This is a genomic window from Streptomyces sp. NPDC005393 (assembly GCF_040606675.1).
Classification (GTDB): Bacteria; Actinomycetota; Actinomycetes; order Streptomycetales; family Streptomycetaceae; genus Streptomyces.
On the sequence record NZ_JBEXFG010000015.1, the window covers coordinates 126,743 to 138,647 of the forward strand.

An 11,905-nucleotide genomic window follows, 5' to 3' on the forward strand; every position below is an offset into this window, starting at 1 on the left:
CGGGTGCGTCGCGCTCAAGAATGCCAGCACTCGCGGTGACCTCGCCGCAACGCCCCCATGCGACGCCTGCCCGGGGCTCGTCCATACGTCCGCAATACCACCCGTTCGGGTGACGCCGGATGTCAGCGGGCCGCTCGCGCCGCCTCCAACAGCTCTTCCGCGTGCGCCCGCGCCAACTCCGAGTCGTCCTGGCCGGCCAGCATCCGCGACAGCTCCCGCACGCGGTCCTCGCCCTCCATGGCCTTCACCCCGCTCCGCGTCACCAACCCGTCGTTGGTCTTCTCGACCACCAGATGCCGATCGGCGAACGCGGCGACCTGCGGAAGGTGGGTGACGACCACGACCTGGGCGGAGCGGGCCAGCCGGGCAAGCCGCCGCCCGACCTCGACCGCCGCCTTGCCGCCGACGCCCGCGTCGACCTCGTCGAAGAGATACGTCGGTACCGGGTCGGAGCCCGCGAAGACGACCTCGACCGCGAGCATCACCCGGGACAGCTCACCGCCCGACGCGCCCTTGCCGATCGGGCGGGGCGGGGCCCCCGGGTGGGGGGCGAGCAGCAGTTCGACGTCATCGGCGCCGTGCGGGCCGAAGAGCACCGCACGGCCGCCCACCTCGATGCCCGCCCCCTCCTCGGCGGCCTCGGTCTGCCGGATCGCGAAGGTCACCCGGGCATGCGGCATGGCGAGGGAGGCCAGCTCGGCGGTGACCGCCTCGGCCAAGCGCGCCGCCGCCTCCGTACGGGCGTCGCTGAGCGCCTGCGCCAGCTCGCCGAGTTCTCCGCGCAGCGCGTCGCGCTCGGCCGTCAGCTCGCCGATGCGGTCGTCGTCGCCGTCCAGCTCGCCGAGCCGGTCGGCGCCCTGCTCGGCCCAGGCCAGTACGTCCGTGATGTCCCCGCCGTACTTACGGGTCAGCAGGGTCAGCGCCGCACGCCGCTCCTCGACGGCCGCCAGCCGGATCGGGTCGGCGTCCAGGTCGTCGGCGTACCCCGCCAGCTCCCCCGCCACATCGGACAGCAGAATGCCGACCTCACCGATCCGGTCGGCGAGCCCGGCGAGGGCGGGGTCGTGGGCACGCACGGCCTCCAGGGCCCGGTGGGCGCCCGCGACGAGGGTGGCGGCGTCGACACCCTCCGGGTCCTCCGGGTTCCCGGCGAGGGCGGCGTGCGCGACGGCGGCGGCGGAGGCGAGGGCCTCGGCGTGGCCGAGCCGTTCGGCCTCGGCTGCGAGCTCGGTGTCCTCCCCGGCGCGCGGCTCGGCGGCCTCGATCTCCTCCAGCCCGAAGCGCAGCAGATCGGCTTCCTGCGCCCGCTCGCGCGCCCGCGTGGTCAGCTCGTCCAGCTCGGTGGTGACGGCGCGCAGCCGGCGGTAGGCGCCCGCGTACTTCTCCAGCGGCCCGGCCACCGCCGCCCCCGCGTACCGGTCCAGGGCCTGGCGCTGCCGGGCGGGGCGCAGCAGACCCTGCTGATCGGTCTGGCCGTGCACGGCCACGAGGTCGTCGGCCAGCTCGCCCAGCAGCCCGACGGGCACGGACCGCCCGCCCAGATGCGCGCGCGACCGCCCTTCGGCGGAGAGCGTACGGCTGATCAGCAGCGCGCCGTCGTCGAGTTCGGCGCCGGCCTCCTCGGCCCGTACGGCCGCCGCCGAGCGGGCATCGACTGTGATCCGCCCCTCGACGACCGCCGCCTTGGCCCCGATCCGCACCAGCGCGGCGTCGGCACGGCCGCCGAGCAGCAGCCCCAGACTGGTGACGACCATGGTCTTGCCCGCGCCGGTCTCACCGGTCACCGCGGTGAAGCCGGGCGACAGCTCGACGACCGCGTCGTCGATGACGCCCAGCGCACGTATCCGCATCTCCTCCAGCACGTGCATGACCATACGAGGTTTGCCGGGTGGCATGCGACGACGGGGCCTTACTTCCGGGTCCCCTCCGCACGTATGACCGGTGCGGCGCAGGTCGCATGCGGCGGGCTCCGGCCTAGTGGGGCGCTCCCCGCCAGCCCGCGACCGGGAGGGCGAACTTGGCCACCAGCCGGTCGGTGAACGACGCATGGTGCAGCCGCGCCAGCCGCACCGGCAGCGCCCCCCGCCGCACCTCCACCCGCGCCCCCGCGGGCAGTTCCACCGTGCGCCGGCCGTCGCACCACAGCACCCCGTGCGGCGTCTGCGGCTGCACCTCCACGGCGAGCACCGACTCCGGCGAGGTCACCAGGGGCTTGGCGAAGAGGGCGTGGGCGCTGATGGGGACCATCAGCAGGGCCTCGACCTCGGGCCAGACCACCGGGCCGCCCGCCGAGAAGGCGTAGGCCGTCGAGCCGGTCGGGGTGGCGCAGACGACGCCGTCGCCGCCGAAGCGGGAGACCGGGCGGTTGTCGACCTCGGTGACGACCTCCAGCAGCCGCTCACGCGCCGCCTTCTCGACGGACGCCTCGTTCAGCGCCCAGTCGGTGTGCACGATGTGCCCGTCGTTGCGGACGAGCACATCGATCGTCATCCGCTCCTCGACCTCGTACTGCCGCGTCACGACCCGGTCCACGACCTTGTCGAGGTCGTCGCGCTCGGCCTCGGCGAGAAAGCCGACCCGGCCGAGGTTGACGCCGAGCATCGGCACGCCGGAGATGCGGGAGAACTCCGCACCGCGCAGCAGCGTCCCGTCCCCGCCGAGAACCACCAGCAGCTCGCAGCCCTCAAGGACGTCACGGCCCGCGTCGATGCGCTCGACCGCCGGCGGAAGCGGCAGGTCCGCGGCCTCCGCGGCGAGCACCCGCACGCCGATTCCGCTGCGCAGCAGCCCCTGGACGACCAGCTCGGCGCTGCGGACGGCAGCGGGGCGGCCGGTGTGCGCGAGGAGGAAGACGGTGCGCTCCGCCGTCGGCTCGGCCGCCGGGGTCGCCGGTGCCTTCGCTGCCGCGGGCGCTGTGTCCGGCGCTGCTTTTGAAGTGGTCAACTGGGCCCCTCCGCCACTGCACGGTCAACATCGGCCGGGTCCAGTGCCGGCGCCCCGGCGCGCATCCACAAAAAGTACTCGACATTGCCCGACGGCCCCGGCAGCGGGCTGGCCGTCACACCCAGCACACCCAGTCCGAGGCCCGCCGCCCGCTCCGCCACCGTACGCACCGCCTCGGCGCGCAGCTGTGCGCTGCGGACGACTCCCCCGCTGCCCAGCCGCTCCTTGCCGACCTCGAACTGTGGCTTGACCATCAGCACCAGATCGGCGTCGGGCGCGGCACAGCGCACGAGGGCGGGCAGTACCAGCCCGAGCGGAATGAAGGAGAGATCGCCGACCACCAGGTCCACGGGCTCACCCCCTATCTGCTCAAGCGTCAGCTCGCGTACGTTCGTACGGTCCAAAACGGTGACGCGTTCATCTTTCTGCAAAGACCATGCGAGCTGGCCGTAGCCGACATCGACGGCGAGGACGTGCGCCGCGCCCGCGCGCAGCAGCACATCGGTGAAGCCTCCGGTGGACGCGCCCGCGTCGAGCGCGCGCCGCCCGGCGACCTTCAGCCCCGAGCGGACCGCGGCGGGGGGCTCGGCCCCCGCGCCCGCGCCCTGCCGGTACTCCTCGCTGAAGGCGAGCAGCGCGCCCGCCAGCTTGTGCCCGCCGCGCGAGACATAGTCCGGATCGCTGTCGTCCTTGGTCACGACGACGGCCGCACTGGTCTCCACCTGGGTCGCGGCCTTGGTCGCGGTGGCCCCGCCGACGGTGACCCGGCCCGCGGCGATCAGCTGGCTCGCATGCTCGCGCGAACGGGCCAGCTTGCGGCGCACCAGCTCCGCGTCGAGTCGCACGCGTCGTGGACGGGTCACTGCCACGGGTGGTTCAGCTCCTGAGGTCGTTTACGGGGCCGGAGGGGCCCGGGGACGGGGCGGGGGCCGGAGTTCCGGGCCGCCGGTCGAGTGCCGTCAGCGTGTCGCGCAGGCCCCGGTGCACATCCTCGTACACCTCCAGATGTCCGCTCACCTCAAGGTGGTCCGCGTCGGCCAGCCGGTCGAGCCGGCTGTCGACCTCGGGGACGCCCGTGGCCGTACGGGGAACGCCGAGCGGGGCCGGATCCGCGGGACCGGGCGGCTCCGGCGCAGGCTCCGGGGCCGCGTCCGGCGCGGGCTCGGGCGCGGCCTCCCGCACGGGCTCCTGGGGTGATTCCCGCACAGGCACCGGGGTCCGCCCCGCCTCCGCGGGGGGCTCGGGCGCGGCCTCCCGCACGGGCTCCTGGGGTGATTCCCGCACAGGCACCGGGGTCCGCCCCGCCTCCGCGGGGGGCTCTGCCGCGGGCCACTCGCCCGGCATCGGGTGACTCATGGCCCCGACGCTACCGCGAACCGCAGGTTCTTCGACGCGTACGACTCTGGGGTACCGTCGTCGGCGATGGCGACCTTGGAACAGTGCCGCAGCGCACTCGACAAGCTGGCGGAGAACCTCGCGGGCGCGAACGGGGACCTCCGCAGCGCCGCCGCGCTCGATCGCTCCGTGAGCTGCTGGATCACCGATCTCGACACCACCTTCGTCGGCCGGCTCGTGGAAAGCCGGATCGAGGATGTGACGACCGTGTCCGGCCCGCCGCCCGAGCGCGCCCAGATCCGGCTGGCGATGTCCGGCGACGACCTGGTGGCCCTGGTCGACGGCGAGCTGCACTTCGCGCGCGCGTGGGGCAGCGGACGGGTCAAGCTCGAGGCCGGCCTGCTCGATCTGCTGCGGCTGCGGAAGCTGCTGTAGCCGCCGAGAGCTCCGCGGGCTCCTTGATCCCGGTGGACGCCTCGCCCCCTTCGGACCCCGCGACCGTACGGGACATCCCGGACAGGTCGGAGGCGCCGGTTGTGCCCGGTGTACGGGAGCGGCGGGCCGCGGGTATGACCAGCGGAGTCCCTGTCTCCGGGTCGTCGATCACCTGGCAGCGCAGCCCGAAGACCCGCTCCACCAGCTCCGCCGTGACGATGTCCCCCGGCGCGCCCTCGGCCACGACCTCCCCGCCGCGCATCGCGATCAGGTGGGTGGCGTAGCGGGCGGCGTGGTTCAGCTCGTGGAGGACCGCGACGAGGGTACGGCCCTGCTCCTCATGGAGCTGGGCACACAGGTCGAGCACATCGATCTGGTGCTGGATGTCCAGGTAGGTCGTGGGCTCGTCCAGGAGCAGCAGCGGGGTCTGCTGGGCGATGGCCATCGCGATCCACACCCGCTGCCGCTGACCGCCGGACAATTCGTCGACATAGCGATCCCCGAGCTCCGCCACGCCCGTCGCCGCCATCGACTCCTGGACGATCCGCTCATCCGTCTGCGACCACTGCCGCAGCAGCCCCTGATGCGGATAGCGGCCGCGGGCGACGAGATCGGCGACGGTGATGCCGTCCGGGGCGATCGAGGACTGCGGCAGCAGCCCGAGGGTGCGGGCGACCTTCTTGGCGGGCAGCGAGCCGATCGCCTCGCCGTCCAGCAGCACCGATCCGGCCGCCGGCTTGAGCATCCGGGACAGGGCCCGCAGCAGGGTGGACTTGCCGCAGGCGTTCGGCCCGACGATGACGGAGAAGGAGTGGTCCGGGATCGTCACGGACAGGCCCTCGGCGACCGTGCGCCGGTCGTAGGCGAGGGTCAGCCCCTCGGCGGTGAGCCGCTGCCGCCGCCCGTCCTGCCGCTGGTCCGTCCCGGTCCCGGTGCTGGTGCTGGTGCTGGTGCTGGTGCTGGTGCTGGAAGCCACGGTCTGCCGGGTGTCCTTGTCCATGTCGTGTTCCGTCCGGGTCGTGTCCGCACTCGTCATATCCGCCCCGCCTTACGCTCGGTCACCAGCAGCCACAGCAGATAACCGCCGCCCAGCATCCCGGTCACCACCCCCACCGGCAGCTGGTCGGCGCCGAAGGCCCGCTGCGCGGCCCAGTCGGCGCTGATCAGCAGCCCGGCGCCCATCCAGGCCGCCGGCAGCAGATTCGGGCCCGCCGAGCGGGTCAGCCGGCGGGCCAGCTGCGGGGCGACGAGCGCCACGAAGGCGACGGGCCCGGCGGCGGCCGTGGCGGACGCCGTCAGAAGTACGGCCGAGCCCATCAGCACCAGCCGGGTCCGCTCGACCCGCACCCCGAGGGCATAGGCGCTGTCGTCGCCCATCTCCAGCATCCGCAGCCCCCGCGCATGCCCGAACACCACGGGCACGAGCACCGCGCAGACGCAGGCCAGCGGCCACACCTGGGTCCAGTCCCGCCCGTTGAGCGAGCCGGTCAGCCACACCACCCCGCGCGTCGCGTCCGGGAGGTCGGCCTTGGTGAGCAGATAGCCGTTGACGGCGCTGAGCATCGCGGAGGCGCCGATGCCGACCAGCACCAGCCGGTAGCCGTGGACGCCCTGCCGCCACGCCAGGGCGTAGACGGCGAGCCCGGTCAGCACGCCGCCGACGACGGCCCCGGCCGCGACCGCGGTCGGACCGCCGTTGAACAACACGATGACCGTAAGGGCCCCAGCCGCCGCCCCCTGTCCGAAGCCGACCACATCGGGACTGCCGAGCGGATTGCGGGAGATGGACTGGAAGAGCGCACCGGCCAGGCCGAGCGCCGCCCCGACGAGCAGCCCCACCAGCACCCGCGGCAGCCGCAGTTCGTTGACGATGAAGTCCTGGGCCATGGTGCCGCCGCCGAACAGCGTGCGGACGACATCGTCAGGGGTGATCGGAAAGTCGCCGGTGCCGATCAGCACCACGCTCATCGCCAGCGCCACGGCGATCAGCAGCAGCCCCACGACCGCCCCGCGCGGATCCAGGCGCATCGAGAAGCCGCCGCGGGTGCGCAGTGTGACTCTCCGCGTCCTGGGCGGCATGCCCTTGCTCGCGTTCACAGTTGGGCCATCCTTCGGCGGCGTACGAGGTAGATGAAGACGGGCCCGCCGATCAGCGTGGTGACGACGCCGACCTGAAGCTCGGCGGGACGGGCGACGACCCGCCCGATCACATCGGCGCCCAGCAGGAGTACGGGCGACAGCACCGCGGCGTACGGCAGGATCCAGCGCAGATCGGGCCCGGTGAGCGCGCGGACGAGATGCGGCACCATCAGCCCGACGAAGGCGATCGGCCCGCAGGCGGCGGTCGCGGCCCCGCACAGCAGGGTGACGGCGGCCATGGAGAGCACCCGGGTGCGGCCCAGATGGGTGCCGAGCGCACGGGCCGTGTCGTCGCCGAGCGCCACCGCGCTCAGCGAGCGGCCGAGCGCCAGCGCGAGGACCGTGCCGACCAGCAGGAACGGCGTGACCTGCCGCACCACCGTCATATTGGCGGACGCGAGCGAACCGACCGTCCAGAAGCGCATCTTGTCCAGTGCCGCGCTGTCCAGCAGCTCAACGGCGTTGACATAGCCATAGAGCGCGGCGTACACGGCCGTACCGGCGAGCGCGAGCCGCACCGGCGTGGCGCCCCGGCTGCCGCCCAGCGCGTACACCAGTACGGACGCGACGGCGGTGCCGAGGAAGGCGAACCACACATATCCGGTCAGCGAGCTGACGCCGAGAAAGCTGATGGCCGAGACGACGGAGGCGGCCGCGCCCGCGCTCAGCCCCAGCAGCCCGGGGTCGGCGAGCGAGTTACGGGTGAGCGCCTGGATGACCGCGCCCGAGAGCCCGAGGGCGATGCCGACGAGCAACCCGAGGATGGTGCGCGGCAGCCGTACGTCCCGGATCACCACATCGGTATCGCGCCCGGTGTAGTGGAACAGCCCGTGCCAGACCTCGCCCGGCGGAATCGACTTGGCACCGATGGCGATGCTGGCCGCGACGAGCGTCAGCAGCACGCCGAGGGAGACGGCCAGCCCGGCCGCGCGGCGCGCGGTGCGGCGCCGGGGTGGCGCGGTCGCTGTCTCGGTCCCGGCTTTCGCCGGACTGACCAGGGTCACGCGGAACTCCACCTCACAGCACGGCCGATCAAGACTTAGGTTAGGTTATCCTAAGTCTCGATCGTCACGCCCCTGCGGGCGGCCGGAAGCGCGAGATGACCCTCACAACCCCAGCCGCGCGAGAGCCTTCCCGGCATCCGCGCCGCTCACGCCGTCCCCCGCCTCGGTCCACGCCGCCGCGCACAGCGCCCGCAGCCCGTCCATCGGCTCATCGCCCTCCCCCTCCAGCACCAGCGCGCCGTCCTGGACCCGCGCCAGCCAGCCGCCGCACCGGAAGCCGCCGGACGCCTCCTCCGCGTGCACCTCGGGCTGGGGGGTGAGCAGCCCCCGCAAGTCCCGGTCCACATACGCCGGTCGATGAATCGGCTCGGCGGCCAGCAGCTGTACGGCGTCCGTCACCCCGGTCAGAACGAGCAGCGAGTCCACCCCGCCCGCGTACGCCCCCTCGATATCGGTGTCCAGCCGGTCCCCGACCACCAACGGCCGCCGGGCGCCGGTCCGCAGAATCGTCTCCCGGTGCATCGGCGGCAGCGGCTTCCCCGCGACCTCCGGGGACTTGCCCGTCGCGATCCGTACGACCTCCACCGCCGCGCCGTTGCCCGGTGCGATGCCCCGTCCGCTCGGGATCGTCATATCCATGTTGGAGGCGAACCACGGCACACCGCGCCCCACCGCGTACGCCGCCTCCATCAGCCGCGCCCAGGTCATCTCCGGCCCGCCGTACCCCTGCGCCACCGCCGCCGGATCGTCGTCCGCCGACTCCGCCGGCGTCAGCCCCCGCTCACGCAGCGCGACCCACAGCCCCTCCCCGCCGATCACCAGCACCCGCGCCCCGGTCGGCAGCTGCTCGGAGATCAGCCGGGCGACCGCCTGCGCCGAGGTGATCACGTCATCGGGCTCCGCGGGCACCCCGAGCCGCGTCAGATGCTCGGCGACCGCCTGCGGCGTGCGCAGCGCGTTATTGGTCACATACGCCAGCCGCATCCCGCCGTCCCGCGCGCTGATCAGCGACTCCACGGCGTGCTCGATGGCCTCGCCGCCCGCGTACACCACCCCGTCGAGGTCCAGCAGGGCGGTGTCGTACGCCTCGCTCAGCGACCGCTGACTGGACGCGGGACGGGTCCGGACGGTCTCGTTCATGGGGGGACACACTCCTCGCAGATCTGTGCGCTTCTCCCCCGATCATCGCCTATCCGGGCGTGGGGCATAACATTCCCTAATGAGCACTCCAGGGCCTGGCGGGCAAGGTCTGCAGCTCACCCCGTTCCGGGGGCTGCGCTACGTCGCGGAGCGGGTCGGCAGCCTCGCCGCCGTCACCTCACCGCCCTATGACGTGGTCGTACGGCCCGACGGTCTGCGCGAGCTCGAGACGGCGGACCCGTACAACATCGTCCGGCTGATCCTGCCGCAGGCCGACACCCCGGCCGACCGCCATCGCCAGGCCGCCGAGACGCTGCGCCGCTGGCAGGCCGACGGGGTGCTCGCCCCCGACCCCGAGCCCGCGCTGTACGTCTACGAACAGCGCGACGCCCAGACGCTCCAGCGCGGACTGATCGGCGCCCTGCGGCTCAGCCCGCGCGAGGAGGGTGTCGTCCTCCCGCACGAGGAGGTCATGCCGCATGTCGTCGAGGACCGCGCCGCTCTGATGCGCGCCACCGCCGCCAATCTGGAGCCGCTGCTGCTCGCCTACCGCGGCAACGGCGATGTGAGCGGCGCCGCGCATGTCATCGAACGCACCGTGCGGGAGAAGCCGTTGCTGTCCACGACCACCGAGGACGGCTTCGACCACCATCTATGGCGGCTGACGGACCCCGCCGACCTCGTCGAGATCGCCGCCGACCTCCGCCGGCACCGGGCCCTCATCGCCGACGGCCACCACCGCTGGGCCACCTACCTCCGGCTGCGCGAGGAGCAGCGGGAGCCCGGTCCCTGGGACTTCGGCCTCGTCCTGCTCGTCGACACCACCCGCTACCCCCTCCGGGTCCGGGCCATCCACCGGCTGCTGCGCCGGCTCCCGCCCGTGGACGCGCTCGCGGGCGCGGGCCGCGCCTTCCGGGTACGGGCGGTCGACGGCCCGCTCCCGCACGCCCTGGACGCGCTCGCCGAGGCCACCGCCGCACCCGGCGCCGGGAACGCCTTTCTGCTCGCGGGGGACGGGCGCTTCCACCTCCTCGACCGGCCGGATGAGCGGCTGCTGGCCCATACGGTCCCCGAGGAGCGGCCGGAGGCATGGCGCACGCTGGACGCGACGGTCCTCCACTCCGTCCTGCTGGAGCACCTCTGGAACGTCCCGGACGCACCCGAGCACATCAGCTACATCCACGACGCGGCGGCCGTCGTCGAGCAGGCGGAGCGGCTGGGCGGGACGGCGGTGCTGATGCATCCGGTGTGCGAGGACATCGTGCATGAGCTGGCGCGGCAGGGCATCGTCATGCCGCACAAGTCGACGTCGTTCGGGCCGAAGCCGGCGACGGGGCTGGTGCTGCGGAGTCTGACGCTCGGCTGAGACGGACAGCCTGAGACGAGGAGGGCGGAGCCCCTGCCGGGGGTTCCGCCCTCCTCATGCGTCATGGGTCAGCTGTCGTCGCGGTCCCTCGGGGCCTCAGACTCGGCCTCGGCCTCTTCGGGCTCGGCCTCTTCCGGCTCGGCTTCTGGCTCGGCCTTCGCCTCCTTCGCCTCGTCGGCCGCTTCGAGGGCGTCAGGGACGTCGTCCGCGGCCTGCTCGGGGTCGAGGGCGTCCACGAACTCGACACCATCCAGCTCCGCGAGCCGGTCCGACGCGTCCGTGGTCCCGCCCTGGTCCGCCTCCAGCGCCTTGGCGAACCACTCCCGCGCCTCGTCCTCACGGCCGACCGCAAGCAGCGCGTCGGCGTACGCGTAGCGCAGCCGGGCGGTCCACGGCTGGATGGAGTTCGAGGCCAGCTCCGGGCTCTGCAGCGTGACGACGGCGGCGTCGGCCTGACCCATATCGCGCCGGGCACCCGCCGCCACCAGCCGCATCTCGACCTGACCGGCCCGGTCCAACTTCTGCACCTCGGGCTCACCGGCCATGGCCATCGCCCGCTCGGGACGGCCCATGCCGCGCTCGCAGTCGGCCATCACCGGCCACAGATCGGAGCTGCCGGTCATCCGGCGCGCGGCACGGAACTCCGCGAGCGCCTCCGAGTACTTCCCCACGGCGTACGAGGCGAAGCCGGCGGCCTCGCGCACGGCGGCGACGCGGGAGGCGAGCCGCAACGCGATGCGTGAGTACTGGTACGCCTGCTCCGGCTCCTCGTCCAGCAGCTTGGCGACCATGACGAGGTTCTTGGCGACGTCCTCGGCGAGCGTCTTCGGCAGGCTCATCAGCTCCTGCCGCACGTCCTTGTCGATCTCCTCGCCGGTCACGTCCTCGGGGATCGGCAGCCGCTTGATCGGCTCACGGTCCCGGTCGCGATCCCGGCCCCGCTCATCCCGACGCCCGTAGCCGCCGGAACGGTCGTCACGCCCACGGCCCTGGCCGCCCTGGCCATACGGGCGACGCGGCCCACGGTCGTCCCGCCCCCGGAGGCCGCCATCACGGTCATCCCGGCGCGGTCCACGCGGACGGTCGTCAGGGCGGTCGTCACGGCGGAAACCACCACGGTCATCACGACGGTCATCGCGCCGATCGTCACGACGGAAACCCCCACGATCGTCACGGCGCTCATCACGCCGATCGTCACGCCGGAACCCACCACGGTCATCGCCGCGGTCGTCACGGCGCTCGTCGCGACGGAAGGACGGCCGATCGTCACGGCGGTCGAAACCGCCGCCAGGCCGACTGCCGCGGTCCCGGTCGTCGCGACGCGGCCCGCTCCCCCGCTCATCACGCCGATCGTCACGCCGGAACCCACCACGATCGTCACGGCGCTCATCACGCCGATCGTCACGGCGGAACCCACCACGGTCATCGCCGCGGTCGTCACGGCGCTCGTCGCGACGGAAGGACGGCCGATCGTCACGGCGGTCGAAACCGCCGCCAGGCCGACTGCCGCGGTCCCGGTCGTCGCGACGCGGCCCGCTCCCCC

12 protein-coding genes are annotated in these 11,905 nt (G+C 73.4%); 2 read left to right on the forward strand and 10 right to left on the reverse strand.

The window, feature by feature from the left end:
* Positions 1-122 precede the first annotated feature (122 nt).
* From recN to ABZS71_RS15835, 4 genes are all read right to left on the reverse strand, one after another.
* Positions 123-1,874, reverse strand: a complete 1,752-nt coding sequence (recN, locus tag ABZS71_RS15820) for a DNA repair protein RecN (protein WP_356210444.1) — start codon at positions 1,872-1,874, stop codon at positions 123-125.
* 100 nt (positions 1,875-1,974) lie between these two features.
* Complete coding sequence (locus ABZS71_RS15825; RefSeq protein ID WP_355860445.1) at positions 1,975-2,943, reverse strand: NAD kinase; 969 nt, start codon at positions 2,941-2,943, stop codon at positions 1,975-1,977.
* Positions 2,940-3,806 (reverse strand): TlyA family RNA methyltransferase, encoded by an 867-nt coding sequence (locus tag ABZS71_RS15830; RefSeq protein WP_356210482.1) that lies wholly within the window; start codon positions 3,804-3,806, stop codon positions 2,940-2,942. Before ABZS71_RS15830 ends, ABZS71_RS15825 begins: the two co-directional genes overlap by 4 nt.
* Before the next feature lie 13 nt (positions 3,807-3,819).
* A complete protein-coding gene (locus ABZS71_RS15835) occupies positions 3,820-4,149 on the reverse strand; it encodes a hypothetical protein (protein WP_356210447.1) in 330 nt (109 codons plus the stop codon).
* Between the two features lie 216 nt (positions 4,150-4,365).
* Between ABZS71_RS15835 and ABZS71_RS15840 the strand changes: the two genes are divergently transcribed.
* Positions 4,366-4,713: a sterol-binding protein gene (locus ABZS71_RS15840; RefSeq protein WP_356210449.1), complete on the forward strand. Its 348-nt coding sequence runs from the start codon at positions 4,366-4,368 to the stop codon at positions 4,711-4,713.
* Here the strand turns inward: ABZS71_RS15840 and ABZS71_RS15845 are convergent.
* The 4 genes from ABZS71_RS15845 to ABZS71_RS15860 form a co-directional block, all read right to left on the reverse strand.
* A complete protein-coding gene (locus tag ABZS71_RS15845; RefSeq protein WP_356210485.1) occupies positions 4,661-5,713 on the reverse strand; it encodes an ABC transporter ATP-binding protein in 1,053 nt (350 codons plus the stop codon). The two genes, ABZS71_RS15840 and ABZS71_RS15845, sit on opposite strands and share 53 nt — an antisense overlap.
* 32 nt (positions 5,714-5,745) lie before the next feature.
* Positions 5,746-6,792: an iron chelate uptake ABC transporter family permease subunit gene (locus ABZS71_RS15850; protein WP_356210488.1), complete on the reverse strand. Its 1,047-nt coding sequence runs from the start codon at positions 6,790-6,792 to the stop codon at positions 5,746-5,748.
* Positions 6,793-6,806: 14 nt separating this feature from the next.
* Complete coding sequence (locus ABZS71_RS15855) at positions 6,807-7,856, reverse strand: iron chelate uptake ABC transporter family permease subunit (RefSeq protein ID WP_356210452.1); 1,050 nt, start codon at positions 7,854-7,856, stop codon at positions 6,807-6,809.
* Positions 7,857-7,958: 102 nt separating this feature from the next.
* Positions 7,959-8,996, reverse strand: coding sequence for an HAD-IIA family hydrolase (locus tag ABZS71_RS15860; protein WP_356210455.1), 1,038 nt, complete (start codon positions 8,994-8,996; stop codon positions 7,959-7,961).
* 79 nt (positions 8,997-9,075) lie between these two features.
* Here ABZS71_RS15860 and ABZS71_RS15865 point away from each other — a divergent pair, with 79 nt between their 5' ends.
* Complete coding sequence (locus ABZS71_RS15865) at positions 9,076-10,362, forward strand: DUF1015 domain-containing protein (RefSeq protein ID WP_356210459.1); 1,287 nt, start codon at positions 9,076-9,078, stop codon at positions 10,360-10,362.
* 68 nt (positions 10,363-10,430) lie between these two features.
* Here the strand turns inward: ABZS71_RS15865 and ABZS71_RS15870 are convergent, their stop codons facing one another.
* Together ABZS71_RS15870 and ABZS71_RS15875 are read right to left on the reverse strand one after the other, a co-directional pair.
* Positions 10,431-11,216 (reverse strand): hypothetical protein, encoded by a 786-nt coding sequence (locus ABZS71_RS15870; RefSeq protein WP_356210491.1) that lies wholly within the window; start codon positions 11,214-11,216, stop codon positions 10,431-10,433.
* Between the two features lie 23 nt (positions 11,217-11,239).
* Positions 11,240-11,839, reverse strand: a complete 600-nt coding sequence (locus ABZS71_RS15875) for a hypothetical protein (protein WP_356210462.1) — start codon at positions 11,837-11,839, stop codon at positions 11,240-11,242.
* Positions 11,840-11,905: the final 66 nt, after the last annotated feature.